General features: G+C 66.9%; 21 protein-coding genes and 5 pseudogenes. 19 read left to right on the top strand and 7 right to left on the bottom strand.

Translation table 11 applies throughout. From position 1 onward, the window contains the following. The first annotated feature begins 16 nt into the window (after nt 1–16). A complete protein-coding gene (locus AC1QRC_RS00185) occupies nt 17–2,851 on the top strand; it encodes a PKD domain-containing protein (RefSeq protein ID WP_484204886.1) in 2,835 nt (944 codons plus the stop codon). A gap of 996 nt (nt 2,852–3,847) precedes the next feature. After that, nucleotides 3,848–4,336, top strand: coding sequence for a hypothetical protein (locus AC1QRC_RS00180; protein WP_484204885.1), 489 nt, complete (start codon nt 3,848–3,850; stop codon nt 4,334–4,336). A gap of 28 nt (nt 4,337–4,364) precedes the next feature. Here AC1QRC_RS00180 and AC1QRC_RS00175 read toward each other — a convergent pair whose 3' ends face one another. The 6 genes and pseudogenes from AC1QRC_RS00175 to AC1QRC_RS00150 all read right to left on the bottom strand — a co-directional run bounded on the left by AC1QRC_RS00175 (nt 4,365) and on the right by AC1QRC_RS00150 (nt 8,703). After that, on the bottom strand, nt 4,365–5,597 hold the full coding sequence (locus AC1QRC_RS00175; RefSeq protein WP_484204884.1) for an O-antigen ligase family protein: 1,233 nt from the start codon (nt 5,595–5,597) through the stop codon (nt 4,365–4,367). 11 nt (nt 5,598–5,608) lie between these two features. After that, nucleotides 5,609–6,403 carry a CDP-alcohol phosphatidyltransferase family protein gene (locus AC1QRC_RS00170; protein WP_484204883.1) on the bottom strand — a complete coding sequence of 265 codons (795 nt, stop codon included), beginning with the start codon at nt 6,401–6,403 and terminating at the stop codon, nt 5,609–5,611. After that, the gene (locus AC1QRC_RS00165) at nt 6,400–7,296 is read right to left on the bottom strand and encodes a hypothetical protein (RefSeq protein WP_484204882.1); all 897 of its coding nucleotides are present in this window, start codon (nt 7,294–7,296) and stop codon (nt 6,400–6,402) included. The genes AC1QRC_RS00170 and AC1QRC_RS00165 overlap by 4 nt, the downstream gene beginning before the upstream one ends. Further along, a complete protein-coding gene (locus AC1QRC_RS00160; RefSeq protein WP_484204881.1) occupies nt 7,293–8,195 on the bottom strand; it encodes a Gfo/Idh/MocA family protein in 903 nt (300 codons plus the stop codon). The genes AC1QRC_RS00165 and AC1QRC_RS00160 overlap by 4 nt, the downstream gene beginning before the upstream one ends. A gap of 109 nt (nt 8,196–8,304) precedes the next feature. After that, nucleotides 8,305–8,439, bottom strand: a pseudogene (locus AC1QRC_RS00155) (hypothetical protein); the annotation flags it as partial. A gap of 75 nt (nt 8,440–8,514) precedes the next feature. Continuing rightward, entirely contained in the window at nt 8,515–8,703 is a 189-nt protein-coding gene (locus tag AC1QRC_RS00150; protein ID WP_484204880.1) for a glycosyltransferase, read from the bottom strand. A 2,247-nt stretch (nt 8,704–10,950) separates the two neighbouring features. Between AC1QRC_RS00150 and AC1QRC_RS00145 the strand changes: the two are divergent. The 5 genes and pseudogenes from AC1QRC_RS00145 (at nt 10,951) to AC1QRC_RS00125 (ending at nt 17,477) form a co-directional block, all read left to right on the top strand. Then, nucleotides 10,951–12,145, top strand: a pseudogene (locus AC1QRC_RS00145) (IS3 family transposase). Between the two features lie 578 nt (nt 12,146–12,723). Then, entirely contained in the window at nt 12,724–13,236 is a 513-nt protein-coding gene (locus AC1QRC_RS00140; RefSeq protein ID WP_484204879.1) for a glucosamine inositolphosphorylceramide transferase family protein, read from the top strand. Between the two features lie 77 nt (nt 13,237–13,313). Further along, the gene (locus AC1QRC_RS00135; protein ID WP_484204878.1) at nt 13,314–14,531 is read left to right on the top strand and encodes a GNAT family N-acetyltransferase; all 1,218 of its coding nucleotides are present in this window, start codon (nt 13,314–13,316) and stop codon (nt 14,529–14,531) included. Nucleotides 14,532–14,887: 356 nt separating this feature from the next. Next, the gene (locus AC1QRC_RS00130; protein ID WP_484204877.1) at nt 14,888–17,017 is read left to right on the top strand and encodes a cell wall-binding repeat-containing protein; all 2,130 of its coding nucleotides are present in this window, start codon (nt 14,888–14,890) and stop codon (nt 17,015–17,017) included. Beyond that, the gene (locus AC1QRC_RS00125) at nt 16,974–17,477 is read left to right on the top strand and encodes a hypothetical protein (protein ID WP_484204876.1); all 504 of its coding nucleotides are present in this window, start codon (nt 16,974–16,976) and stop codon (nt 17,475–17,477) included. The genes AC1QRC_RS00130 and AC1QRC_RS00125 overlap by 44 nt, the downstream gene beginning before the upstream one ends. Nucleotides 17,478–17,544: 67 nt before the next feature. Here the strand turns inward: AC1QRC_RS00125 and AC1QRC_RS00120 are convergent. Continuing rightward, nucleotides 17,545–18,330: pseudogene (locus AC1QRC_RS00120) on the bottom strand (sugar phosphate nucleotidyltransferase). Nucleotides 18,331–18,479: 149 nt separating this feature from the next. Between AC1QRC_RS00120 and AC1QRC_RS00115 the strand changes: the two are divergent. From AC1QRC_RS00115 to AC1QRC_RS00060, 12 genes and pseudogenes are all read left to right on the top strand, one after another. Continuing rightward, nucleotides 18,480–18,833: pseudogene (locus AC1QRC_RS00115) on the top strand (NAD-dependent epimerase/dehydratase family protein); the annotation flags it as partial. Beyond that, nucleotides 18,728–19,510 (top strand): GDP-mannose 4,6-dehydratase, encoded by a 783-nt coding sequence (locus AC1QRC_RS00110; protein ID WP_484206702.1) that lies wholly within the window; start codon nt 18,728–18,730, stop codon nt 19,508–19,510. The pseudogene AC1QRC_RS00115 and the gene AC1QRC_RS00110, both read left to right, overlap by 106 nt. 55 nt (nt 19,511–19,565) lie before the next feature. Then, nucleotides 19,566–20,378, top strand: a pseudogene (locus AC1QRC_RS00105) (hypothetical protein); the annotation flags it as partial. Nucleotides 20,379–20,385: 7 nt separating this feature from the next. Next, on the top strand, nt 20,386–20,934 hold the full coding sequence (locus AC1QRC_RS00100; protein WP_484204875.1) for an SDR family oxidoreductase: 549 nt from the start codon (nt 20,386–20,388) through the stop codon (nt 20,932–20,934). 1,289 nt (nt 20,935–22,223) lie between these two features. Continuing rightward, on the top strand, nt 22,224–22,718 hold the full coding sequence (locus tag AC1QRC_RS00095; protein ID WP_484204874.1) for a hypothetical protein: 495 nt from the start codon (nt 22,224–22,226) through the stop codon (nt 22,716–22,718). Continuing rightward, entirely contained in the window at nt 22,708–22,908 is a 201-nt protein-coding gene (locus AC1QRC_RS00090) for a hypothetical protein (RefSeq protein ID WP_484204873.1), read from the top strand. Before AC1QRC_RS00095 ends, AC1QRC_RS00090 begins: the two co-directional genes overlap by 11 nt. 32 nt (nt 22,909–22,940) lie before the next feature. Continuing rightward, a complete protein-coding gene (locus AC1QRC_RS00085) occupies nt 22,941–23,549 on the top strand; it encodes a glycosyltransferase (protein ID WP_484204872.1) in 609 nt (202 codons plus the stop codon). 343 nt (nt 23,550–23,892) lie between these two features. Further along, a complete protein-coding gene (locus AC1QRC_RS00080; protein ID WP_484204871.1) occupies nt 23,893–24,018 on the top strand; it encodes a hypothetical protein in 126 nt (41 codons plus the stop codon). A gap of 548 nt (nt 24,019–24,566) precedes the next feature. After that, on the top strand, nt 24,567–24,911 hold the full coding sequence (locus AC1QRC_RS00075) for a hypothetical protein (protein ID WP_484204870.1): 345 nt from the start codon (nt 24,567–24,569) through the stop codon (nt 24,909–24,911). A gap of 63 nt (nt 24,912–24,974) precedes the next feature. After that, on the top strand, nt 24,975–25,550 hold the full coding sequence (locus AC1QRC_RS00070) for an ATP-binding cassette domain-containing protein (RefSeq protein WP_484206701.1): 576 nt from the start codon (nt 24,975–24,977) through the stop codon (nt 25,548–25,550). Next, the gene (locus AC1QRC_RS00065) at nt 25,457–25,735 is read left to right on the top strand and encodes a hypothetical protein (RefSeq protein WP_484206728.1); all 279 of its coding nucleotides are present in this window, start codon (nt 25,457–25,459) and stop codon (nt 25,733–25,735) included. The genes AC1QRC_RS00070 and AC1QRC_RS00065 overlap by 94 nt, the downstream gene beginning before the upstream one ends. Further along, entirely contained in the window at nt 25,732–26,529 is a 798-nt protein-coding gene (locus AC1QRC_RS00060) for a DUF6270 domain-containing protein (RefSeq protein WP_484204869.1), read from the top strand. The genes AC1QRC_RS00065 and AC1QRC_RS00060 overlap by 4 nt, the downstream gene beginning before the upstream one ends. The last annotated feature ends 298 nt before the right edge of the window (nt 26,530–26,827 follow it).

The raw sequence follows: 26,827 nt of genomic DNA, 5'->3' as shown, positions 1-26,827 counted from the left end.
TGAGACCGGAGCTGGCGTGACTGCCTCGCACACCTACGAGGCTGCCGGGACCTACACGGTCACGTTGACGGTCGTCGATAACGACGGTGCCAGCGACGAGACCACGGCACAGGTGACGGTGGCTGCTGCGCCCGGTGGGCAGACCTTCGTCACGGACACGTTCAACCGCACTGTCACGGGTGGATTGGGTACTGCTGATCTGGGCGGACCGTGGACACCTGCAGGCAGTTCGGCGGTGTATTCGGTCAGCGGCGGCAAGGGCCACATCGCGATGAATAATCCTGGCTCTGGTCCCACGATCTATCTCAACGCCGTCTCCGCCGCTGATGTGGAGGGAACGGCTGAGGTCGCGCTGGACAAGGCTGCCACTGGAGGAGGGGTGTACAACAGCCTGATCGTCCGTCGGACTGGCAATAGCGACTACCGCCTCACTGCCAGGGTCATGCCCACTGGTGTCCAAGTCCAGCTCGTGCGGGTCCTCAACGGCGCGGAAACGATCCTCGCAACCCAGGCATTGCCGATCAACGCCCAGGCAGGGGACACCCTGCACATGAGGTTCGTGGTGGAAGGCAGTGGCACGACCGCTCTCGCTGGCAAGGTGTGGGCAGCTGGCACCCCTGAACCCGCCGCATGGCAGGTCCAGACCAGCGACACCACACCTGCCTTGCAGGGACCTGGCGCCATCGGCCTGAAGTCCTACGCCTCAGGGTCATCCACCAACAACCCAATCACCGCATCCTGGGACAACCTCCACATCGGCTCCATCGGTGGGGAACCGGGTGGTGGTGAGGAGCCGGAGGAGCCAGGCGATGAGAATGTGTCGCCGGTGGCGGAGTTTGGGTTTGTGGCGGATCACTTGTCGGTGTCGTTCGATGGTTCGGCCTCGAGTGATGAGGACGGGTCGGTTGTGGAGTACCGGTGGGACTTTGGTGATGGGTCGACTGGTTCTGGTGTGAGTCCGTCGCATGTGTATGCGTCGTCGGGGACGTACCAGGTTGAGTTGGAGGTCGTTGATGACGATGGTGCGACTCATGCGGTGACTAAGAGCGTGGCGGTGGTGGCGAATCAGGCGCCGGTGGCTGCGTTTGAGGTGGACACGACCTTCCTGCAGGCTAGTTTCGATGCGTCGGGGTCAGCGGATGACGATGGTTCGATCGTGTCCTATGAGTGGGACTTCGGTGATGGTGAGGTCGGTTCTGGTGTGACGGTCGGGCACACGTATGCCGCTGCCGGGACGTATGAGGTGACCTTGCAGGTCACGGATGATGACGGTGCGGTGCACAGTGTGTCCCAGGATGTTGCGGTGCAGGCTGCGCCGCCCAACCAGGCGCCGGAGGCTGCGTTCACCCACTCGGTGGAGCACCTGATGGTGTCGGTCGACGGGCTGTCGTCCTCTGATCCTGATGGTTCGATCGTGTCGTATGAGTGGGACTTCGGTGACGGGACGACCTCTAGCGATGCGGTGACCTCGCACACCTACGCCGCGGCTGGGACGTACACGGTCGAGCTGACGGTCACTGATGATGATGGGGCGTCGGACAGCATCTCGGAGTCGGTCACGGTGACCGAGCCGCCGGTGAACCAGGCCCCCCAGGCCGGGTTCACCGTGGCTGCCAACGGGCTGACGGTCTCCGTCGACGGCGCGGACTCGACCGACACCGACGGCACGATCGAGTCCTATGAGTGGGACTTCGGTGACGGCAACGGAGGTGAGGGGGTTACCGACTCCCACACCTATGCCGCGGCCGGGACCTACACGGTCACGTTGACGGTGACTGACAACGATGGTGCGACCGGCACTACGAGCCAGCCTGTCGTGGTGACGGCCCCGCCGGTCAACCAGGCACCGGAGGCGGACTTCGACTGGTCGGCAGCAGGGCTGACGGTCAGCCTTGACGGGTCTGCGTCTACTGACCCCGACGGCGCGATCGTTGACTTTGACTGGGACTTCGGTGACGGCTCGGAGGGCAGTGGCGAGGTGACCTCGCACACCTACGAGGCTGCTGGGACGTACACGGTCGAGCTGACGGTGACCGACGATGCTGGAGTTACGGACTCGGTGACCAAGGAGGTCACGGTGGAGTCCCCGCCGCCGGCGAACCAGGCTCCGACAGCAGACATTCGAGCACCAGGTGAACAACCTGACGGTCTCGGTGGACGCCTCGGACTCGGAAGACTCCGGATGGTTCCATCAGTAGTTACCTGTGGGAGCTTCGGTGATGGTGAGACCGGAGCTGGCGTGACTGCCTCGCACACCTACGAGGCTGCCGGGACCTACACGGTCACGTTGACGGTCGTCGATAACGACGGTGCCAGCGACGAGACACACGGCACAGGTGACGGTGGCTGCTGCGCCCGGTGGCGCAGACCTTCGTCACGGACACGTTCAACCGCACTGTCACGGGTGGATTGGGTACTGCTGATCTGGGCGGACCGTGGACACCTGCAGGCAGTTCGGCGGTGTATCTCGGTCAGCGGCGGCAAGGGCCACATCGCGATGAATAATCCTGGCTCTGGTCCCACGATCTATCTCAACGCCGTCTCCGCCGCTGATGTGGAGGGAACGGCTGAGGTCGCGCTGGACAAGGCTGCCACTGGAGGAGGGGTGTACAACAGCCTGATCGTCCGTCGGACTGGCAATGAGCGACTACCGCCTCACTGCTCAGGGTCATGCCCGACTGGTGTCCAAGTCCAGCTCGTGCGGGTCCTCAACGGCGCGGCAAACGATCCTCGCAACCCAGGCATTGCCGATCAACGCCCAGGCAGGGGACACCCTGCACATGAGGTTCGTGGTGGAAGGCAGTGGCACGACCGCTCTCGCTGGCAAGGTGTGGGCAGCTGGCACCCCTGAACCCGCCGCATGGCAGGTCCAGACCAGCGACACCACACCATGCCTTGCAGGGACCTGGCGCCATCGGCCTGAAGTCCTACGCCTCAGGGTCATCCACCAACAACCCAATCACCGCATCCTGGGACAACCTCCACATCGGCTCCATCACGGTTGCGGCGGCCGCTGCGGCCGCCATGTTCAACCGCGAGTGAGGACATTGGGGAGACGTCACGGAAGCCGATCGGCGTTGGGGTCTACGGCGACCTCAACGCCGACGGCTGCAAGCGCTCGGTGGGGTCGCGGCACAGGGCACTCAGGCACTGGCCAGCCTGACTCTTCAGGTACTCGCCGCGCGACTGCTCGGCGTGGAGGGCCTCGGCCTATTCGCCGCCCTCTACGCCTTTATCGTGATGGCAACAGCGATCACCAGTGGTTTCGTTGGCGACTCGCTCACCGTGCTGGACCGGCACCAGACGAACATTCGATCCGCGCTCCAGAGCTACTGGTTCGGACTCTCGGTGCTCCTAGGGTTGGCTGTTGGGTGCCGGAAGCTGGGCTATTGGGTTTCTTAATTGGCGCACCGCTATCGCGTGTGGCCTAGCCACCACCGCCTTCCTCCTCGAAGACGTCGTACGGCGACTTCTCGATGGCCTCTCTGACCTTCTGGAGGATCGTGTTTGTCGATGTGACCGCACTGGTGGCATCGGTGGGTTGGATTGTCGGGGCGTATCTGGTGTCAGGACGTGTAGATCTGGCAGACATACTGCTTGGCATGGCATTCGGGCAACTGTTCGGGCACACTGGTCGGTCTGCGCCTGTTACCGGCTGTTGAGAAGTGGGTTGCGCCGTGGAGTAGTCCCGAACTGGCGGGCCGTAGCCAAGTACGGGACCTGGCGGGCAACGCAACAGGTCGTACGGCCGAGTCTGCTTGCGGGCGTCCGGGTTGCCTGCGTAACCCTGGCATCCCTTGCAGCTGCCGGGGAACTAGAGGCCGCACGGATCTACATGGCTCCCGCCATGATCGTTGTGACCGGTGTCAGCGCGGTGCTCTTTGCCGGCTACGCGGTAGACCGGTCCGTCCCGATCCGAACGCAGATCCCTAGAGTGGACCGCAACGTCGTCCTTCTCTTGTTGGCCGTCTGCGCGATCTGCGGTGCCGGGATGCTGACTCTCCCGTGGTTGGCCCCACTTCTGACGGGTGGGCACTACGAGGTTTCGGTCGTGGCGGTCGGGGGGTGGGCTGCCTTCGCGGCCGCAACGGCCATGAGTACACCCTACGGCCAGTTGGGTGCTGTACGTGGGCATCACGTCGGCGTCTTGGTGATCCGCCTTGTGGAGGCGGCGGTTTCTTTCGTGGCAACACTTGTGTTGCTTCTGGCCGGTCTCCCGGTGGAACTCATTCCCTACATCCTGTGCGCCGCAACACTTGTCGGAGGACTCGGGATGCGCCTGCTCGTACTGCGCGGGTCGAAGACAAGCAGCAGGCCCGTCGCGCGGCTAGGGTGACTCCGACTCTGGCTCGCCGCGGGCTGCATCAATAGTCCGCCCGTACAGCATCGGGAGCTGCCTGATCGACTGGGGGAGCCCAACCACTACGGGTCTTCGAGTCGCTGCCTAGGGAGACCAGCATCAGGGTCAGGAACTCGGGGGTACTGTCGAGTAGGCCGCTCTCCAGGATACTTCGCAGGAGGAGAAAGCACACGAGTGCGCTGAACAGCATGCGCGCCCGTGGGGGGCTGGCGAGACTCGACCCGAGGGCGAAGGCGAGCCACAACACGAGGATCAGAACCCCCAAGAGTCCGGCCTGGACTAGAGCGGAGACCCAGGTGCTGTCGAGCAACTGCGAGTCCCACCACTGCCCCTTCACCGGGATGAGCTTCTGTGACAGTCCGCTTCCCATCCAGCGGGCCCAGGCATCTTCGGGGAAGGACCACGCCGCGGACCAAGCAATAGTCCGCGAGCTGAGCGTCGTGACGTTGCCGCTCCCCCCACGCTGGACGTAGCCAGTGAGAGCTTCGCTGGCGAACACGAGGTAGACCGCGAGCGGGACTGTGGCTGCGGTGCTGACGGCGAGCACTGCGTTCATTCGGCGTGCCTGCAGGAACATGATTGCCACCGCCACGACGACGGCCGCGAGGCCGGTCCTCGAACCGGTGAGCCAAATGCCAGCGAGAGCAGCCAGGATCAGGACGATGTGCCTGGTCTTTCCCATGTCTTGCAACTGGAGCCAGGCCAGGCCGATCAGGGGGATGCCGAGTAGGAGTGCTATCTCGTTGGCATGCAGGGGGGGAACTCCCCCGAAAAGGCGGCCGGTTGCTGGATAACTCGGCAGGCCGGTGGCGGCAGCGAGAAGACCAACCGACAAGAGCGCAACCATCAGGTCCCGAAAGAGGCGCTCGAGTGGGAACGTCCGTACAAGCAGAATAGTCGTGACGCCTAGGATCATGAGCCGCAGCGACAAGATGAACGCGGGGAGGACCTGGCCGGCTGCGTAGCCGCCGAAGGTTGCGATCGTCAGGTAGATCGTGAGGAGCCAGAAGGTGCGACCGCCGAGGGGACGTGGGGCCCGGCACGCCTGACGTGCGAACCACGCGAGGGCCAACGCGACCAGGCTGAGAAATGCTTTGCCCGCCACGACCGGGTCTAGTCCGCCATCGAAGTAGACCCCCCGCCGCCAACTGACCGTAGCGACCACCATCAGGAGGACAGCGACAAAGCTAAGTCGTCCGTGTGGGTGCCCGGGATGTTCGACGTCCGACGCCGACACCTGGGCTGGTTTCATTGAGTCGTTGCCTCACGTCCGGAAGGCGAGGCGTCCCACCCTGGGGGCCCAGTGGGCGTCCGCGCCAATGTGTTCACTCTCTTGTACCAACTATGCAACTGGCGGAGCAACATGGCGGAGTTGATGAAGGCGAGTGCGGAGTAGACCAGAGCCCACGCGTCAGACACCGCTAGGAGGATGAATGTCAGCGAGAGGACCCCGTGATCGGCGGGCAGCGCAAGGAGCGGTTGAAACCGCGGTCTCGCACGCGGTGGAGCATCCGCGCTCGGGTGGAGTCGTTCGAGCATCTGGGTCAGAATCTCGGCAAAGAACCAGGTAGAACTGACCACCGCGAAGGCGAGTGGAATCAGGAGCGACGCGGATGGCAGATCCAGGTACAGGTACCAGTGGATCAGCACAGCCAGGTGGAGGGTCACTGCCTTGGCAGCGTCGATGACATGGTCCAGCCATTCGCCCGAGGGGCGACCTCCGCCACGTAACCGCGCAACCTGGCCGTCGGCCGAGTCGAGGGCGTAGCCAAGCACCAGCAGTGCCGTGACCGACACGGCGAGCGTCCATGACGGCGGCATTCCCGCGAGCAGGATGATCCCGCCGAAGGTGAATGCGGCGCTCACAGCCGTCACCTGGTTCGGTGACATGCCGAGGCGGAACGCGAGGACCGCGAAGAGGCGGCCCAAAGGCCGGTTCACCCAACGGGAGTACAGCGCGACGCCGGCTGAGTTCTTCTGAGCACTGGCCAGGCGGCGGTAAGTGCTGGACAGCGAGTCGGTCTGACTGGGTGCGGTGCTCATGTTCCCCAACACTCATGGACCAGGTTTACGGTGCTCTCGATGTTGGCCCGGCTGGAGGCGCCGAAGACTATGGATTCAAGGTTGGGCAGCTCGCACACCCACTCGATTGCCTCCCGGGCGGGGATGGCGCCGGAGGCAAAGACCGACATGGCGACCGCCCGGAAGCGGCGGTTGGTGAGGGCGTCGACGTAGGCGTCGACTCCTCCGTGCATCCGGAAGCCGAGTTTGTTGATGTTCGAGCACACGAGCGGGTTGTCGATCCCGACCGAATCTAGTCCGTCGAGCAGGAGCGGGAGGTTCATGGTGATGAAGCCGGGCTCCGCCCCGTAACGCGACTGGACGTGGTCCGCAAAGGTCCGGAGCGGGTCGTGCATCCCCAGGCCCAGCAGCAGGTCGACGACGACGTTCTGCAGCCAGATCACAGGGGTGGGTAGACCCTCGAACATCTTCATCTCGGCGTCGATGAGCAGAGTGGCGATGCCGTCGATGTCCTTGCGCGCAATCGACTTGCTCCCACGAGCCGCGGCGTCCAGGAGGCCCTCTTGGGGGAGGAACCGTCGGACCGCGCCCAGGAAACCATCATCCGTGACGGCGTTCGCGTACTTGTGGGCATAGGGCATCGAGGGCATGAACTGCAGGGCTCCGAAGCGTGCGGGGTCTGCCCGTGCCACTTCGCAGATGTCCGCAACGCGATCGTGGGTTGTGCACATGAAGGTGCGAACCCCCGCCTGATTGGCGGAGTCGAGGACGTTCAGGACCGCGTCCAGGCATTGGAACCGCATCTGTTGGGCGCGAGCCTTCTCCTCCGACATGTGGTTAACACCGAAGAACTGGTTGTCGCCGAAGAGCAGTCGATCGATCGTGGCGTTTGGCTGTGTCGCGGTGGCGGTCATGCTGCGTCACTCCAGTTCCTGCGGGTTCGTCGGGTATTGAGCAGTCGCACGCGCAGGTCATGGGCGCCAGAGCGTGCTCGGGTGAGGAGCGCGTGCGCCCGAACTCTGACAGATTGCGACGGCGTGCTGTTCGTTGGCAGGAGCACAGGTTGAAGGGTCGGTGCACCCTCGACGGAAGGGGCGTCCGAGGTCGCGTCCTTCGCGATCATCGCGATGACCTGATCCGTAACATTTGCGGTCGCAAACGTGTTGATGCCGTCCGTACGGCGGTGGACTACCCGGTCGATAAACGCGTCGAGCTGCGCGCTGTACTCCTCCCCGCGGACGTAGAACCACGGCGCGGGAGTCAGGTCGGTGGTGTAGCGGACGGTCCAACCGGCGTCGTAGTTCTCGATGGGAGGAGCGCCCTGCCGGCGGTACACCTGAATCTCTTGGCGGTCGACGTACAGGCGGCCGTGGGTCCCCCAGATGGTGATCTTCGTGGTCATTTTGCGCTGGGACTCGTCAGACCAGTTGATGGACAGCAAGGCGCTGGTGGAGCCGAAGCCTAGGCTCGCGGCCACAGTGTCGTCGGTTTCCCGTGAGAAGACCTGTCCGAGACGACTCCCGCCGACCGAGTCGGCCGGACCGAGGTACCACGTGAGCAGGTCCAGAGGGTGGGCCGCGTAGTCGTAGAGAGAGCCTCCGCCCTCGGTGTTGCGGGAGCGCCACGACCGACCCTCAGCCTTGAGCACGACCGGGCCGTAGGCCTCCGCCAGCGCGAAGGTAGGTTCACCGATCGCCCTCAGGCCGATCAGCCGCTTCGCCTCGGCAAACGATGCGACGAAACGGTTGTGGTAGCCGACCTGCGTGACGAGGCCGCGCTGCTCGGCGATCTGCGTGAGCCGTTGACCGTCCATGGGGTTGAGGAACAGCGGCTTCTCGCAGAAGACGTGTAGCCCTCGTCTCCAAGGCGGCCTCGACCATAGGTGCGTGGAGTCGGGACGGGGTGGCGATCACGACGGCGTCCAGTTCGGCCTCATCGAGCATGCGCTCGTAGTCCGTGAACGTTGGCACGCCAGTGTACTTCCCGAGGATGTCCACAACGTACTTCGTGGGGTCGCAGACGCCGGTGACGACCACCTCGGGGTGGGGCCTGAGCATCGCAAGGTGCGAAAGTCCCATCTTGCCAAGTCCCACCACGCCAACGTTGATCATGATGCCTGCCCTTCGCGGATGTCATTGCGGTGTTTGTTGCTTGCGCCGGCGGCCGCTCATGGCGTCCAAGAGGGCCTGGGCATACTGGTCGCCGATCCGGGACCAGGTGAACTCCTGCTCGAACCGCGACCTGGCCGAAGACGACATGTGCTTCAGGCCCAACTCGTCGTCCAGTACTTCGTCCAGGACAACGGCCGAGTTCGTCGGCATCCGCGAAGTATCGACCGGCGTCGCCAGCGACCCAGGAGTTGTAGGCGTTCTTGTGGGCGAGTACCGGGTTGCCTGCCCCGAGCGCCTCGACGAGGGAGGGGTTGGTGCCACCCACCGTGTGGCCGTGTAGGTAGACGCGGCTGTGGAATCGGAGCGCTGAGACCACGGCTTCGTCGTAGATCGCCCCCACGAAGCGCACCTCGTCCGACGCCGCGCTGCAGGACCTGCGCCTGGTACTCGTCCGCCTCGGAGTAGTTGCCTAGCACGACGAGCGGGAGACCACGATGCGTCCTCGACCAGGCGTTGACGATCTCGAGGATGGAGTTCTCTGGGATGGGCCGACAGATCATCGTGGCGTAGTTGCCCGGCTCCAAACCCAGGTCCAGGACGGGTTGAGTTTGGGCGCTCAACGACCGCTGGGGCGCCGTAGGTCACCGTACGGACCCGTCGTCGACCGAAGTGGCGGCCCAGATAGTCCCCGATCACGGGGTGGTCAGCGATCAGGATGTTTCCGACAAGGCCAGCGAATCGCTCGTTTGCCAGAAGGATCCCCTGCCTGGCGAGTCCCCATCGAGCGCGGGTCCACTCCATGCCATCCATGTTGATTACGTTGGGTATCCCCAGGAGGCGCTGGGCGACGTTGAAGACGCCGGTGTTGTATCCGAACGTCAGGCACACATCGACGTCGCGCCGGGACCGCGCAGCACGTGTGCGATCGACTTGCGGTCGAAACTCGCAGTGCCGAGCCAGCCCGGGCGGTGCTCGGGAATGAGGACTCCGGGTCAGTCCACGCCACGTCGTCCGTCGAAACGTGCGCCTCGACCAGGCACCTGGCAGTGCACGACGACGTTGCCAACCGGCGGAGGCAAGGTGGAGGCCGACGTGCTGGGCAGCCGTCTCGAAACCCGCCGTACGCCGCCGGGCACGCCGTGAGTGCCGAGGATGTGGACAGTGGCGGTGCGCGCTCACTGGGGTGGTCATCGGCCTCGTTACTGCTTGAAGTGGTCGCCGACTCGAGGTCGGGCCGGGTCCGGTGGCACGGAGAACACGTGTAGGCGACCCCCTTGAGTCAGTGCGGAAGCATGCCACGACACCTTACGCAAACTTTACCTGAATCGTCAACGAGATCTTGAGCCTTGCTCGCCGACTGCTCGTCTGGCGACGTGCAGCGCTGCCGATGCGTGGCACGTCAGGAGACCGCGCGAGCGGGGTCGAGGCCGCGTGGCGCTGGCAAGGGTCAGGGTCGAGTGCCTGCCGGAGTAGAGTGCTCGAGGTGTGCCGGGTGTAGGGGAAGTAGTGCACGCGAGCGCCCACCGCAGCCAGGTCGTGCTCCAATCTTCTCTCCCTTGGGCGTCCCAGCCCAGTCGTTACCCTTGAAGATCACGTCGAACCGGAGTTCGCGCCACGAGTCGAACTTGTCGCCGTGGGCGTCGATCACGACACGATCGACTCCCGCGGATGGCCGCCACGACCTCCATGCGCTCTCGGCGAGCGGCACAACGGGTGGGCCGGCCCTTGACGCGCTCCACCACCTCGTCTGTCACCACGCCGACGATGAGTTCGTCGCAGTGCGAGCCGCGCGCTGTTGATGACGTTGAGGTGGCCGACGTGGAACATGTCAAACACGCCGGGGGCGTATCCCCGGATGAGGTCTGGGGTCGGGCGGCGGAGTGAGCCGAGGCTCTTCACAGGCACTCCTCTGGGGGACGTGGCGCGGGTGAGGGCGCCGGGTGTCACTGAGCGTCGCTCGAACTTTACTTGTACTTTACTTTTTTGGCAAGAAGTGGGACATTTCTTGGTGACGCGAGAGGACTGTCAGCCAGCAGCCCCGGCATCCGTGCCTCGGTAGCTTGGCGGACCGGAGGATGCGTGAGTGTGGAGATCGTGCTCGATGCCGGGGCTCAGAGGCGCTGGCACCGCCTGCTTGCCGAGCGGATTGAGGCAAGTTGCGGAGAGTCAGTCCGTGTCCGAGTGCGTGAGGAGAGGTCAGCCCGCAGGCGCTCAGGCCGGAGGATCGAACGTCTGCTGCGCTTGGAAAGGGCGCTGTACCGACTCGGGCCGGGCCTCCTGGAGCCAGACGATCTCCGGGGTGTCTGGATCAACGGCGCGGCGAACCGGACCAGTGCCGATGTCGTTCTCGATCTGTCGGAGGCCCCCGAACCAGGTAGTTGGGTGGTTGGGACTGCTGCACGGGTAGGTGACATCTGATCTGTGGCGCTGCGAGGCGTCGCTGGAAGGATGTGCACCGTGCCCAAGCCCTATCCCCAGGAGTTCCGCGACGACGTCGTGCGCGTCGCTCGGAACCGTGAGCCTGGACATGACGATCAAGCAGATCGCCGCCGACTTCGGCATCGCCGAGTCGTGTCTGCGCAACTGGATGCGCGCAGGCCGACGTCGACGACGGCGCCCGGCCCGGGACCGACCGCGGCCGAGAACGCCGAGCTGCGCGAGGCCAAGAAGCGGATCCGGCTGCTGGAGCAGGAGAACGAGGTCCTGCGCCGCGCCGCGGCCTACCTGTCCCAGGCGAACCTGCCGGGAAAATGGTCTACCCGCTCGTCCGCGAGCTGGCCGGCGACGGGATCCCCGTCACGGTGACGTGCCGGGTGCTCAAGCTCGCTCGCCAGCCCTACTACCGGTGGCTCGCGCGACCCGGTCACCGACGCCGAGCTGGCGAGCCGCCTACCGCGCCAACGCCCTGTTCGACGCGCACACGCGACGACCCCGAGTTCGGCTACCGGCTACCTGGCCGACGAGGCCCGCGACGCCGGTCAGGACGATGTGCGGAGCGGACCGCGTGGCGGATCTGCTCACAGCAACGGCTGGTGGTCGCGCGTTCGGCAAGAAGCGCGGCAAGAACGGCAAGAAGCCCGGGCCCGCCGGTGCACGACGACCTGCGTGCGAGCGCGACTTCACCGCCGCAGGCACCGAACCAGCTGTGGCTGGCCGACATCACCGAGCACCGCACCGGCGAGGGCAAGCTCTACCTGTGCGCGATCAAGGACGTCTTCTCCAACCGGATCGTCGGGCTACTCGATCGACTCCCGGATGAAGTCACGCCTGGCCGTCGACCGCGCTGAGCAGCGCCGTCGCCCGCCGCGGTGACGTCGCCGGGCTGCGATCCTGCACTCCGACCGAGGCGTCCCAATTTCGCAGCCGGAAGCACGTCCAGCGGCTCCTCGCGCCGCCACGGCATGGTCGGCTCGATGGGCCAGGTCGGCGCGCGCCGGCGACAACGCCGCCATGGAGTCCTTCTTCGCCCTGCTGCAGAAGAACGTCCTGGACCGCCAGCACGCTGGGCCACCCGCGAGGAGCTGCGCACTCGCGATCGTCACCTGGATCGAGCGCACCTACCACCGCCGCCGCCGACAGGACCGCCCTCGGCCGATTGACCCCCATCGAGTACGAGACCATCATGACCACACCGGCCGCTCACGCAGCCTGACCCACCCTGTCACCTACCCGTGCAGCAGTCCCGTTTCGCTACGACGATGGCTTAGGTGAGATGGCCGCATTGTCGGCGCTTCGAGAGGGGAGGCTCCCGACCGTCACCGTCGTGGATGACTCAGGAGTCACGAAGGCGATCGGCCGTCCTGGGACTGAGCGCCCGGACCTGTTGGCATCTTCCGTCGGCAGACGTCGCGGCCGGGGTGGTTACCCTCACCGTCGACGCAATCTCAGGCAAGGCGTTTGCGCAGCCAGCTCCGGATCGCCCCACGGTGCGCCCGGGCAGACCCAGGTCACTCGGTGGCCTAGCAGCGCGTCGAGTAGCGGGTGGCGTGATCCGCTACGTGTATCGAGCCTTCTACCGTGCACCGCACTGGCGGGTCGGGTGGCGGCCTGTGGGGGGTCCGGAGGCTCTTGAAACCGGAGCACTTGCCGAAAGGGCCGTGGTATGACCTGCCAGACGACGGATACCACTTCTATGCCGACCCTTCCCGATCAGACACGACGGTCGCCTCTTCGTCTTCGTCGAAGACTTCGATCACCGGGTCGGTAGAGGGCGTCATCTCGGTGCGCTGAATGGGGACGATCGGAGGCCTGTTGGGCCGCCCCACGGCCAGTCCTCGCGCCACGATGTGCACTTGTCGTACCCCTTCGTGCTTCGAGCACGATAACCAGGTCTGGATGATTCCGGAGACCTCCGGAGCAGGCACGGTGGAACTCTTCCGTGCGGTCCGCTTTCCGGATGCGTGGGAGCGAGAGGCAGTCCTGCTCGAAGGGCTGGAGGCAAGCGACGCCACGCCCTTTTTTCACGACGGGCGGTGGTGGTTGAGCGCTACGGTGCGTGGCGCCGGGTCCTTTTCGGACAGTCTGTACCTCTGGTCTGCTGCGGATATCCGCGGACCCTGGGTGCCACATCGGGCCAACCCGGTGCTGGTTGACATCGCCAGTGCGCGACCGGCAGGTCGCGTCGTCAGCCTTGATGGGCGCCTTCTCCGGCCGGTCCAGGACTGTCGTCGCGGGCTATGGGGCTGCCATTGCCATCGCCGAGGTGACGAGGTCTGGACGACGACGCCTTTGAGCAGCAAGTGATCTCTACGTTGGAGCCGGGGTCCCAATGGCCGGGAAGACGGTTACACACGCTGAACGCTGTAGAGGGACTGGAAGTCGTGGACGGGTCGCGCCTCTCACCCAGGATTCGGCTCCGCCGGAAGTACTCCGTCGATCGCTCCGACTATCTGGTGGCTCGGGAGGACGAGTTCGACTTCCTCAGCTCGGAGTATGGGGACCTGCACGCTCGGTCCGACGCAACTTCGTTCCAGGACGGCGTGTGGCTGCACCACCTGTACGCGACGCTAGCCCCGAGACGCGGGGCTACCCCGTGCATCGTTACCGTGCGAAGCGCTGAAGGGCAACTTTTAGCGGTCCTCCCCTTGGTTCGGCGGCGCCGCGGCCTCATCAGAAGGATCGAGTATGCAGACCTGGGAGTCTGTGACTACGCGGGACCGGTGGTCGACCCACAGTTCGCCGAAGACTGTGAATCACGGACGAGGGTGGCAGGTCGCTTCCGGTCCGTCCTCGGAAAGTTCGACCTGATGCTGGTCGAGCGGGTGCCCGACTCTCCTGACGATGTGCTTGCGTTCATCGACGGAGGCAGTTCGCGACCTCATAGCTATGGAGCTCACGTGGTGGATCTCCGGGGAGGGCTGCTGGAGTGGCGAGAGGGCCTGGATCCTTCCTTCAACAGATCGCTCGGTCGCAAGTACAAGCGCCTCCGTCCCAAGGGTGAGCATCGCCTCCGTGTAGTCACGGACTCAGCGGAAGTCGACCGTGTCATGCTCGCCCTGCGTGAGTTCCGCGCCGCCCGCTTCCGAGAGATGGGTGCAGAAGACCTGCTCCAGGAGACCTATGCCTACGAGTTCTACCGTGCGGTCGCCCACGATGGCGTCGCGGGACGCGGCCCTGGCCGCCTGACGGTGCTGGAGGTGCGGGGAGAGCTGGCTGCCGTGGCCCTGGATCTCATGGAGACCGAAGGTGAGGTATACGTTCTGGTTGGGTACGACCTGGACCGATATCGCAACTGCTCGTTGGGGTTGCTCATCGTGGACCAGCTCGCTGCGGCCGTGGTCGATCGAGGGCAGTCCTATCTTGACTTAACGGTCGGCGACGAGCCCTACAAGGCTGACTTCGGCGCCAGGCGCAGAGAGTTGTTTGAGGTCTATCTCGCCCGGACGCCAGCCGGAGCAGCTGCCTACGCCGCGCACGTGGTTTACCTCGCTGCCCGGCGCCAGGCGAAGCGGGCCGTTCTGGGTTGGAGGAAAGCCCTACCGCAGGTCAAGGCGGGGATGGGACACTTGCCGGGTGGTGCGACGAGCCGCAGGCCTTGAACCCCTCGGTGGCAAGACACGCGTTTCTCAAGCAATCCCCTCGGTTTAGCCCGGTCTGAGTAACGAGTCGGCCGATCAAACTTGGACGCCGATTACGGTTCTTCTATGTTTCCGCCAGAAAGCGGGTTCCCCACCTGATTCTGAACCCACGGTAGCTGCTTCTGGCTTAGTGTCACGTGCGACCAAGAAGGAGCATTGTGACCAGAAGTAACCTGAACGTTACACGCAGTCTGAGCGCCCGTCTGACTGCCACGCTAGCCGCAGCAACCTTGGTGCTGACTGCGCAAATGGCAAATGCAGAGGGGCGCCCCTCGGAAGTCGAAAATCCTTCTGACAAAGGGACTCTCAATGGTGAAGTGACCCGCCTGTCAGGGGTCGACCGTTATGCCACCGCTGCGAAGCTCGCAGAGTCCTGGGCCTCTGGGGTCGGCACACTGTACGTCGCCAGCGGCGGAGACTTCCCGGATGCGCTGACGGCCGCTGCCCGTGCCGGCGCATCGGCGTCGCCGGTGCTGCTGACGGAGCAGGAGTCGCTGCCAGAGGCGACCGTCGACGCGCTGGACCGGCTCGCTCCCGGGCGCATCGTCATCATCGGAGGGACGGCGGCCGTCTCGGACGAGGTGGCCGAGGCGTTGAGTGCGTTCGCCACATCGGGGGAGGTCAGCAGGCTGGCTGGCCTCGACCGCTACGAGACTGCGGCGAAGGTGGCCGATACTTACCCGACAGGGGCGGCGCGTGTCTACCTGGCGAGCGGGGCCGACTTCCCGGATGCGCTCGCTGTTGCAGCGCTGGCCGGGCACCATGAGTCCCCGGTCGTACTCAGCGACGGAGTGGAACTGTCTGACTCTTCCAGGGCTGCGCTGACACGGCTGGCGCCGGAGCAGGTCGTCGTGGTCGGTGGCACCAAGGCGATCTCCGAAGCCGTCGCCGAAGAGGCGGCTGCGTACTCATCGAGCAAGACGGTGCAACGTCTGGCTGGTGCGAACCGCTACGCAACGGCCCAGGAGATTGCCCTCAAGTTCCCCGCCGGCGATCAGCTCTTCGTGGCATCGGGGCAGGGATACGCGGACGCGCTGGTGGGTGCCGCGTTGGCCGGCCATCAGGGCGCCCCGATGATGCTCACTCCATCGCAGCAACTTCACTCTGCGGCCATCGCCACCGTGGAGGATCGTGACCCTGGCCAGACGTATGTCGTCGGCGGCGAGAGTAGCCTGAGTGCCGACGTCTTCCAAGCCCTGACCGACCTTGTCGACCCCCCGGCGGACCTGCCCGAGCTCGCCATCGGGACGACCGGCGCGCTCCCCATCGGGGAAGCGGAGTACCCGGTTCCGTCCGGAGCGATCTTCGTGGCCACGGACGGCTCCGACAGCGCATCCGGCAGCGAGTCCGCGCCCCTGCGCACCGTCACGAAGGCTTTGAGCGTGGCGCAGGATGGCAGCACGATCGTGCTGCGCGGTGGCACCTACAACGAGCGCTTCTCGGTCTACAAGTCCGTCACGATCCAGAACTACCCCGGGGAGGCCGTCTGGCTCGACGGGTCGATCCCGGTTTCGGGCTTCACCCAGGACGGGTCGATCTGGCGTGCGGACGGGTGGACGTACGAGTTCGACTCCAGCCCGACGTTCGAATGGGACGCGCCAGACGGCACCGAGGACGGGTGGCGGTGGATCAACCCGGACTTCCCCATGGCGGCCCACCCGGACCAGGTGTGGATCGACGGCGAGGCACAGGCGCAGGTGGAGACCCTGGGCCAGGTGGTCCCGGGCACGTTCTTCGTCGACTACGACACCGACCGCCTGTACCTCGGCTCCGACCCGTCGGGGAAGGCGGTCCGGGCCAGCAATCTCGCGCGGGCCATGGAGATCCGGGCTTCGGGAGTGACCCTGCGGGGCTTCGGTGTCCGCCGGTTCGCGCCCTCGGTCCCCCACATGGGCACGATCACGCTGGAGAGTCCGGGCGCCACGGTGGAGAACCTGTTCGTAACGGACAACTCGACGACCGGTCTCGGTGTCTTTGCGTCGGATGCCACCGTGAATCGCGTTACGGTAGAACGCAATGGCCTCCTGGGAATCGGAGGAAACAAGGCGGATGAATTCACGGGCACCCACGTGATCGCGTCCGACAACAATGTGGAGCACTTTAACCAGGCTCCCGTATCCGGCGGCTTCAAGTTCGCCCGGTCGCGGGGTGTCAGTCTGACCAACGCTGTCTTTGCAGGAAATGATGGTCCCGGGTTCTGGGTGGACGCATCGGTCTACGACATCGAAGTCATCAATAGTGTTGTGCGAGACAACGAAGGGCACGGTCTGTCGCTCGAGATCTCTGCGCTTGGCGACCGTTGCCGGCAACCTCATCCAGAACAATGGCCGCAACGGCATCAAGGTGAACAACACCAGCGAAGTGACGATCTGGAACAACACGCTGGCCGACAACGGGCGACCGTTGAACATCGTCCAAGATGCACGCCGCGGCGACAACCCCGATGACTACGGCCACGACTACCGGCAGCCCTTCCCGGACCCCACGATGCCGTGGATCAACGGACCCGTCACCGTGCGCAACAACATCGTCGCCGGCACCACGGGCAACTGCCTCCTCTGCGTCGAGGACTACTCCGGAGAGTTCACGGCGGAGGACATGGAGGTCACCGCCAACGGCAACGTCTATCAACGAGACGCCGTGAGCGAGCCGACATGGCTCACCGTCTGGTCGCAAGGTTCGGGGAACCCCGACATCTTCACGACGTTGCCCGCCTTCAAGTCCGGCACCGGGCAGGAAGCCCGTTCCCTGGCCCTGGAGGGCGGCGAAGCAGTGCACCAAGACGGCAGCCCGACCGGCTCGGTGGTCGACGCCATCCCCAGCGTGGCCATCGAGATCCCTAGTTCTGTCGCAGACCTGATCGGAGTTCCCGCCGGCACGAGGCATCTGGGAGCGTTCATCGACTGACCTCTGCCCCCAAACGCAAGTCCGGCTGGCGCGAGGGTCCTATTTCCGGCGGAGACAGGACCCTCGCTCAGGTCTGGGCTGACCCCAACAGGTCGAGCAGGTAGCTGCCCGTACCCGGACTTGCGCAGTGGCTCGGCGCGCTCGGCGCAGCTCGTCGTCGCTGAGGAAGCCCATCCGCCAGGCCACCTCCTCGGGGCAGCCGATCTTCTCGCCCTGCCGGGCCTCGAGGGTGCGCACGTAGTTCGAGGCGTCGTTGAGTGAGTCGAAGGTGCCGGTGTCCAGCCACGCGGTGCCGCGCGGGAGCACCTCCACCTGGAGGGCCGCCCTCGTCCAGGTAGGTGCGGTTCAGGTCGGTGATCTCCAGTTCCCCGCGCGCGGACGGCCGCAGGGCCTGCGCGCGCTCGGTCACGCGTGGCGTCGTAGAAGTAGAGGCCGGGCACGGCATACGGGCTCTTGGGCGCGGGCCGGCTTCTCCTCGAGGGAGACGGCGCGTGCCGTCCTCGTCGAACTCGACGACGCCGTATGCGGTCGGGTCGGCCACGCGGTAGCCGAAGACGGCGGCGCCGTCGAGGTCCTGGAAGCGGCGCAGCTGGGTGCCCAGCCCGGGGCCGTAGAAGATGTTGTCGCCCAGCACCAGGCCGCAGCCGCTGCCCGCCGACGTGGTCCTCGCCGATCAGGAAGGCCTGCGCGATGCCGTCCGGGCTGGGCTGCTGCGGCATAGCGTGATCGAGACGCCGAGCTGGGACCCGTCGCCCAGCAGCCGCTCGAAGCCAGGCGCGTCGTGCGGCGTGGTGATCACCAGGATGTCGCGGATCCCGGCCAGCATCAGCGTTGACAGCGGGTAGTAGACCATCGGCTTGTCGTAGACCGGGACCAGCTGCTTGCTCGACGCCCAGGGTGATCGGATGGAGTCGGGAGCCGGTGCCACCGGCCAGGAGGATGCCACGCATGACGGACACCTTAGTAGTCACTCTCTGTTTAGTCAGTAGATAGTCAAGTACGATGCGCGCCATGCAACGACTCCTGGTGACCGGGGGGGCCGGGTTCATCGGCTCCAACTTCGTCCACCACGTGCTCGCGCACACCGACGCGCACGTGACCGTCCTGGACAAGCTGACGTATGCCGCATCGCCGGCCGCCCTCGAGGGGTTGCCCGCGGAGCGGGTCGACCGTGGTCGTGGGCGACGTCGCGCGACGCGCGCCGTGGTGGGCGAGCTGGTGAGCGCTTGTCGGGGCCGGACGACGCGGTCGTGCACTTCGCCGCCGAGTCCCACAACGACAACAGCCTGCGGCGACCCGGCGCCCTTCGTGCAGACCAACATCGTCGGCACCTTCACCCTGCTCGAGGCGGTCCGGGAGCACGACGTCCGGTTCCACCACATCTCCACCGACGAGGTCTACGGCGACCTCGAGCTGGACGACCCGCGAGCGGTTCACCGAGCACACGGCCTACCGACCCGTCCAGCCCCTACTCCGCGTCCAAGGCGGGCGCCGACCACCTGGTGCGCGCGTGGGTGCGCTCGTTCGGCGTGCGGGCCACGATCAGCAACTGCTCCAACAACTACGGCCCGTGGCAGCACATCGAGAAGTTCATCCCCCGCCAGATCACCAACGTGCTCGACGGGCGGGCGGCCCAAGGTCTACGGCGCCGGGCGCGAACGTGCGGGACTGGATCCACGCCGGCCGACCACTCCTCGGCGGTCTGGGCGATCCTGCAGCGCGGCACGATCGGGGAGACCTACCTGATCGGCGCCGACGGCGAGAAGTCCAACCTGGAGGTCGTCCGGGCGGTCCTGCGGCTGTGCGGCCGGGACAGCGACGACTTCGACTTCGTCACCGACCGGGCCGGGCACGACCTGCGCTACGCGATCGACGCCACCCGGCTGCGCGAGCGAGCTCGGCTGGGAGCCGGCCTACCCGGACTTCGAGGCGGGCCTGGCCGCCACCATCGAGTGGTACCGCGAGCACGAGGACTGGTGGGCTCCGGCGAAGGCCGAGCGTCGAGGCGGGCTACGCCGCCCAGGGGCCAGTGATGCCGGAGCTCTGAGCGTCAGCACCACCGCGATCCCCGGCCTGCTCGTCGTCCGGATGCCGGTGCACGGGGACTCCCGCGGCTGGTTCCGGGAGAACTGGCAGCGCGCCAAGATGGTCGCCGCTGGGGCTGCCCGGACTTCGGGCCGGTGCAGCACATCGGTGGCCCACAACGCGGTGCCGCGGCACGACCCGCGGCATCCACGCCGAGCCGTGGGACAAGTTCGTCTCGGTCGCGGCCGGGTCGGGCCTTCGGCGCCTGGGTGGACCTGCGGGAGGGCCCGACCTTCGGGGCGCGTGCACACCCAGGAGCTCACCGAGGACACGGCCGTCTTCGTGCCCCGCGGGCGTCGGCAACTCCTACCAGACCCTCGGTGCCCGACACCGCCTACTCCTACCTGGTCAACGACCACTGGTCGCCGGACGCCGCCTACACCAACCTCAACCTCGCCGACCCGCACCGTCGCGGTGCCCTGGCCGATCCCGCTGGCGGAGGCCGTGCTGTCCGACAAGGACCGGGCGCACCCCACGCTCGGCGACGTCGCTCCGGTCGCCCCGCCGGGCACGGTGATCCTGGGCGGGAGCGGCCAGCTCGGCAAGGCGCTCGCCGCGGAGTTTCCCGGCGCACGGGTGCTGGACCGTGCGGAGCTGCGACCTGGCAGACCCGGCGTCCGTCGCGGCCCTGGATCTGCCGCGTGGCGGGAGTGGTGCTCAACGCGGCCGCCTACACCGCCGTCGACGCGGCGGAGACCGCAGACGGCCGGCGCGCGGCGTGGGCGACCAACGCGCACGGCGTCGCCGCAGCTCGTGCGCCGCGCCGCGGAGCAGCGGTGCACGCTGGTGCACTACTCCAGCGACTACGTCTTCGACGGGACCGGTGGCAGCGGCCCCGACGGCGCCTACGCAGAAGGCGACCCCCTGTCGCCCGCTCGGCGTCTACGGGCAGTCCAAGGCGGCCGGCGACCTGGCCGTCTCGACGCTGGACCGCCACTACCTGATCCGCACCTCCTGGGTCGTCGGAGACGGCGCCAACTTCGTGCGGACCATGCAGCGCCTGGCCCGCGACGGGGTTAGCCCGTCGGTCGTCGACGATCAGGTCGGCCGACTCACGTTCACCGAAGAGTTGGCCCGGGCCACTGCCCACCTGCTCCAGTCCCAGGCGCCGGTCGGCACCTACAACGTCACGGGCGGTGGGACTGCATGCTCCTGGGCGGACCTTGCCCGCCGCATCTTCGAGCACGAGGGGCGCGACTCCGGCGATGTCACACCGGTCAGCACCGAGGAGTACCTGCAGGGCCGCGAGGGTCCTATCGCTCCGCGGCCAGCGCGAAGCGTGCTGGAACTGGCCCGGGTGGAGTCCACCGGGTTCGAGCCGATCGACCAGTGGGGCGCGCTCACTAGCAACCTGGACAGGAACAGGCCGTAGCGCACCTCACCTGCAGCAGGTCACCAGGCAGTAAAGGCTTGGCCGACACGTCTGACGTGGCCCTGCTGCGCGACACGTGGTGACTAGACTCGCGGCTCGACATGCGCATTCTGCTCCTCACGCACTATTACGACCCGGAGACCGGCCCGCCGCAGTTGCGCTGGTCCGGCGCTGGTGCGTGAGTTCACCAAGGCAGGACACCACGTCGACGTCGTCGCCCCGCCGCCCCACTACCCGCTCGGCCGGCTCCTCGACGGGCACGAGAACGCCGTGCCGGGTAGCACCGCAGACCGGGCAGCACGGGGAGTCGATCCATCGGGTCCGCTTCCGCCCCACCAAGGGCACGGTCGGGTCGAACCTGACCGACCAGATGGTCACGGCGTCTGGCCACGGTCGTGCGGGTGCTGCGCGGAGCGCAAGGCCCTCGATCCCGATGTCATCGTCGCCACCGCCCCCGGCGCTGCCCACCCTGCTCGCGGCGTGGGTGGTGGCCACGACGCTGCGTCGGCCTGTCGTGCATGGAGGTGCGCGACGCCTGGCCCGACCTGCTGGCCGTAGTCGACCGCTGGGACGGTCAGGAGGAGCCGCAGGCATGCCAGGGCCAAGCACATCGTCGCCGCACGGAGCATCCCGGTTCATCACCGCGCCTGCAGCTGCTCGGCCGACTACGTCGTCGACCACCACCGCCAGCTTCGCCGAGGTGCTTGCAGGGCCGGGGGGTGCGAGCACGTGGAGGTGATCCGCAACGCCGCCCACCCGGTGCCCGAACTACGACCACCACGAGCCCCGGGACGCTGACGGCGAGCTGCGCATCACCTACGTCGGCACCGTCGGGCGGGCCCAGGGTCTGGAGACGGCCGTGCGCGCGCTGCGCCGGGTGCAGGACGCCGGGGTGCAGGTCTCGATGCGGGTCATCGGCACGGGTGCCGGCAAGGCAGCCGGTGCAGCGAGACGCGCCGAGGCAGCTCGGGGTGCCGGTCACCGTCCGCGGCGTCTCAGCCCCGCACCACGATCCACGAGCACTACCGGTGGGCCGACACCTTCCTGATCATGCTGCAGGAGTGGCCGGCCCTGAGTTGGACAGTGCCCTCCAAGCTGCATCGAGGCGCTCGCGATGGGGATGCACGTCTCGGGCGTCGGTCGACGGGGAGGCGGCCGCGATCATCACCGACGACTGGTGCTGGATTCGCGACGCGCACCAGGCGACGACGAGGCGCTGGCGAAGGAGTGGATCGCGCTGGCGCACAACCTGCCGGCCCGACCCGACCGCGAGCGCATGGCGCGCGTGGGTGCAGGAGAACGCCGACGAGGCCCGCAGCGCCCAGATCTACCTGGAGGTGCTCCATGCGCTGGCGGCGAGCGCAGGCGGTGAGGTCGGCACTGCGCCGGCCGACTCCGGCACACGCGGCGCCGTGGCCTCGCGCGACCTGGACGCTGGCGCGCAGCGACCCGGCGTGGTTCGTCGTGCAGGCGGGGCGCAAGCTGCCCTCCGTCCGCGAGGACTGCTGTGGGAGGCGCCGCAGTCCGGCTCGGGCGTTCACGGACCCTGGCAGCGCTGGGGCCACCTGATGCTCGACGACCCTGAGCGTGCGAGGGAGGTCCTCACCGGCGCTCGCCAGGGGCGCCTGACAGGTGCGCTGGCGCTGCATGCGGGGCTGCCGCCGGACCCGGACCAGGTGCGAGACCGAGCCCGCTGGGCCTGGCTCACCGGTGACTTGGACGCCGCCGCGGCTGCCCTGGCTGATCACGACGGCAGCCGGCAACTGCAGCGGCGTGAAGGGTGACCTCGAGGCGCTCGCGCCGGGCGGCCGTCCCGTCCCCCGGGCGGAGAGGACGTGGCCGGCCGACGGCCCGCCGCGGGTGCTGCACGTGCTGACCAACTCCCTGCCGCACACCCGCTCGGGCTACACCCTGCGCACCCACGACATCCTGCACGCCCAGCAGCGGGCCGGCGATCGCGGCGCACAGCGCTGACCCGACCGGGATACCCGGCGACGATCGGCAAGGTGCAGTCCGGGCCCGGTGGACAGCGTGGACGGCATCGACTACCGGCGCAGCATGCCGTTGCCCCTCGCCGCCGGCGAGGCCGAGCGGGTCGACCAGTGGGCCAGCGATCTGATCGCCGTGGCCAGCCGGCGCACCGCGCCACGCACCTGCACTCGACCACGCACTACCCGAACGCGCTCGCCGCACAGGCCGCCGCCGCGGCGCTCGACCTGCCGTGGGTGCACGAGGTCCGGGGTCAGCTCGAACGGACCTGGGCCTCGACCCGCCGACACGCCGGTGACCCGGACCCCTATGGCAGCTCCCGCTTCCTGCAGTGGCGCGCCAAGGAGGCCGAGGTCGCCGCGGCCGCCGACCACGTCATCACCATCTCCAGCCCGATGCTCGAGGACCTCGTGGAGCGCGGGGTCGACCGCGACAGGATCTCGCTGGTCCCCAACGGCATCGACGAGGAGCGTCCTCGACCTGCCGACCGACGCGGCGGCGCAGCGCAGGCTGGCCGGCCTCCCGGCAGAGGGGATGTGGGTCGGCTACGTCGGCGCCGTCGTGCACTACGAGGGGCTGTCGACGCTGGTCAGCGCCGTGGCGGAGGCCCGCGCGGCTGGCAGTGACGTCAGGCTCGCCATCGTGGGTGACGGGCTGGCCTGGCCGTCCCTGGCGCGCCCAGGTCGCAGCGGCTCGGCCTCGATGGCGTCGGTCGAGATGCCCGGGCGGGTGTCCCGCGACGGGGCGCAGGCAGTGGCTGAGCCGGTTCGACGCCGTGGCGCTGCCGCGGATGGACCACGACGTGACCCGTCTGGTGCCGCCCCTGAAGCTGGTTGAGGCGATGGGGGCGGGCAAGCCCGTGGTCGTCACGCGACCTGCCGGCGCTCACCGAACTGGTCCAGGACGGGCAGAATGGCCTGGTGATGAGGCCCGACTCGACCACCGACCTGGCGGCAGCCCTGGTGCGGCTTGACCGACGAACCCGCGCTGCGCGACTCCCTCGGCGGGGCGGCCCGGCATACGGCCGCCTCCCGCACGTGGCCCCGGCTGGTCGAGACCTACCTCAGCGCCTACCGCGAGGTCGCCCGCCCATGACCCAAACTGCGCGAGCACCCACCGCTGCGCCCCGTCGGTGGCCGCCCCTCGCTGCAGGACTACACCCGGCAGACTCTGGCAGCGGCGACACTTCATCTACGCCGAGTCGCGGGCGCGGGCGTTCTCCGGGAACCGGGACTTACCTGCTCGGGCAACCTGTGGCTCATCGGCCGGCCGATCCTCGACGGGATGATCTACTACATCGTCTTCGCGCTGATCCTCCGAGATCGACCGGGGCATCGACAACTTCCCGGCCTACCTGCTCATCGGGGTCTTCCTGTTCTCGTTCACCGCTGCGGGTCACCAACACGGCTGTCGACCAGCATGCTGACCAGCAGGAACATGCTGCAGTCGTTCTCCTTCCCGCGGGCTTCCATCCCGCTGGCGGTGCTCACCCGCGAGACGATCTCGATGGTGCCGGTTCTGGCGACGATGCTCTGGTCCTGGTGCTCCTGGTCTCGGAAGAGAACCCGATCTCAGCTCACCTGGTTGCTCTTCCCCGGCAGTCTTCGCTCTCCAGGTCCTCTTCAACACCAGCGTGGCGCTGTATGCCGCGCGGCTGGGTTTCGACGCTCCCCGACCTGAGGTTCTTCGTCGCCTTCATCGCCCGGCTGTGGTTCTACGCCTCGGGCGTCATGTACTCCATCACCCGCTTCGTCAGCGAGGGATTCTGGCTCGTGGGCGCTGCAGGCCAACCCGATGTACCTCGTGCTGGACATGTCGCGGGACCTGCTGATCTACGACACGGTGCCGCCGCTGCGCGCAGCTGGCTGATCCTGCTGCTGTGGGCGGTGCTGTCTCCGCTGATGGCCTACTTCTACTTCTGGCAGGCAGGAGGCGAGCTATGGCCAGGAGCGGTGAGGGCTACCCCACCGTCGTGGTGGACCGGGTGAGCACGGACCTTCCAGGTGCCCAGCCTGGAGGCCGAGCAGGACCTGGGGCCCGTCAAGCGGGCCATGACCCGCGTCGGGTGGCGGCCCAAGGTCCCGCTGGAGGCGCTCAAGGACGTCTCCTTCACCGCCCACTCCGGCGAGGCGATCGGAGTCATCGGGCGCAACGGGTCCGGCAAGAGCACCCTGCTGCGTCTCATCGCCGGGCTGGACGTGCCCACCTCCGGCGCGGTCACCACAACCTCCAGCCCGGTCCTGCTCGGGGTCAACGCTGCGCTGCAGCCCGAGCTCTCGGGCATGGCCAACGCCCGGCTGGGGCTGCTGGCGATGGGATTCACCCCCGAGCAACTCGAGCGGAGCGATCGCCAAGATCACCGAGCAGGCCGACCTGGGCCGGGCCATCCACCGGCCGATGAAGACCTACTCCTCCGGGATGGGCGCGCGGCTGCGGTTCGCGATCGCCACCGCGAGCCGAGCCAGAGATCCTGCTCATCGACGAGGCCCTGGCCACCGGCGACGATGCGTCCCGCGAGCGGGCCGAGCGGCGGATGGAGGAGATCCGGGAGCGGGCGGGCACCGTCTTCCTGGTCACCCACTCCGGCCAGACGGTCGAGGAGACGTGCAGCCGGGCGATCTGGGTGAACGACGGCGTCATCGTGCACGACGGCCCTGCAGTCGAGACCGCCCGCGCCTATCGTTGGTGGGCGTGGAACATCGCCCAGGGCGAAACCGAGGTCGCCGAGCGGCTGCTGGCCGACGCTCTGCGGGGCTCACCGGTGACCGACAAGCGCTCGCGACGCCGCACGGCAGTCAAGGAGCAGGGGTGAGCAAGACCGGAGTGTTCATCTGGGGGTCCTGCGTCTCGCGCGACACCTTTGAGCACATTGACCCTGCGAGTCATCAGCTGCACTTGTATGTGGCCCGTCAATCCGCAATCAGTGCAGCGAGTCCCCCGGTGAAGCTAGTGTCTGCACCAGATCTGCCGTCGCCTTTTCAGCGGCGCATGGTTGCTGGCGACTTCAAGTCCAGCCTCAAGCGAGAGTTCAGGTTGAACGCCGGCGCAACGGACCTATTGCTTGTGGACCTGGTGGACGAGCGTTTGGGCGTCTACGTTCTACCAGATGCTACAGTCGTGACTCGGTCAGTCGAGCTCATCCAAGCTGGTGACTCGGACTTGCTTCCTGAAGGCAGTCGATACTTGCCGTTCGGTGACGATGAGCACTTTGCACGCTGGTCCTCCGCCATCGCGTGGGTAGGGAGGTTGGCGCGACGGATGCTACCCGGTGCAGAAGTGGTGCTGCTCGATATCCCTTGGGCACGCAAGTCGGCGGGAGGTGGAGTCACTCCCACGAGCTTTGGGGTCGACTCCACCCAGGCAAACCAGGCATTCCGCCGCTATCTCGACACCGCACAGAAGGCACTCGGCGCTCGTCGAATAAAGATCCCTCGCTCGATGGTAGCTTCTGGACCAACTCACCCCTGGGGCGAGTCCCCATTTCACTACACGGAGGCTGTCTATCTAAGGGTTGTGGAGGAGTTGACTGGGCAGCCTGGCCGAGCGGTGTGGGCAGGTGGGCTGCCTGGCACCAGTACTTCAGGCAGGAGCTATGACCCCTCGTGAGTGAACCCTGTACACATGGGCCTGCGGGCTCGACCGGTGAGTGCCAACTCGTACCGGGACGTGGGGGCCGTTGGTGCGCGGGAACAGGCGTGGTGCTCAGAGAGAGGTGCGGACCTTCATACGTGGAAGACAACCGCGGGCGCTCTCCTCGCTGGAAACCAACCTTGGCAAGATGTCGTCGGTGCGGCAGAGTAGGGGCGTGCGCCCCTAGCAAGTGGGACGGCGTCCCCAACATTGGCCGGATCGGTGAGAACGAGCCGTTCGCGCAGTTGGGACGAATCGATCGGTGCTCGCATGC

The sequence above is a fragment of the Ornithinicoccus sp. genome, assembly GCF_057176825.1.
Note: the sequence above shows the minus strand (reverse complement) of the source record. Positions and strands in the feature narration are given on the sequence as shown.

Excerpts from the sequence above, each read along its gene's own strand:
- AC1QRC_RS00180 (WP_484204885.1), top strand. The coding sequence starts at position 3,848 with ATGATCGTTGTGACCGGTGTCAGCGCGGTGCTCTTTGCCGGCTACGCG.
- AC1QRC_RS00170 (WP_484204883.1), bottom strand. The coding sequence starts at position 6,403 with ATGAGCACCGCACCCAGTCAGACCGACTCGCTGTCCAGCACTTACCGC.
- AC1QRC_RS00165 (WP_484204882.1), bottom strand. The coding sequence starts at position 7,296 with ATGACCGCCACCGCGACACAGCCAAACGCCACGATCGATCGACTGCTC.
- AC1QRC_RS00160 (WP_484204881.1), bottom strand. The coding sequence starts at position 8,195 with ATGGACGGTCAACGGCTCACGCAGATCGCCGAGCAGCGCGGCCTCGTC.
- AC1QRC_RS00150 (WP_484204880.1), bottom strand. The coding sequence starts at position 8,703 with ATGCCGACGAACTCGGCCGTTGTCCTGGACGAAGTACTGGACGACGAG.
- AC1QRC_RS00140 (WP_484204879.1), top strand. The coding sequence starts at position 12,724 with ATGGGGACGATCGGAGGCCTGTTGGGCCGCCCCACGGCCAGTCCTCGC.
- AC1QRC_RS00075 (WP_484204870.1), top strand. The coding sequence starts at position 24,567 with ATGCCGCGCGGCTGGGTTTCGACGCTCCCCGACCTGAGGTTCTTCGTC.
- AC1QRC_RS00070 (WP_484206701.1), top strand. The coding sequence starts at position 24,975 with ATGACCCGCGTCGGGTGGCGGCCCAAGGTCCCGCTGGAGGCGCTCAAG.
- AC1QRC_RS00065 (WP_484206728.1), top strand. The coding sequence starts at position 25,457 with ATGGAGGAGATCCGGGAGCGGGCGGGCACCGTCTTCCTGGTCACCCAC.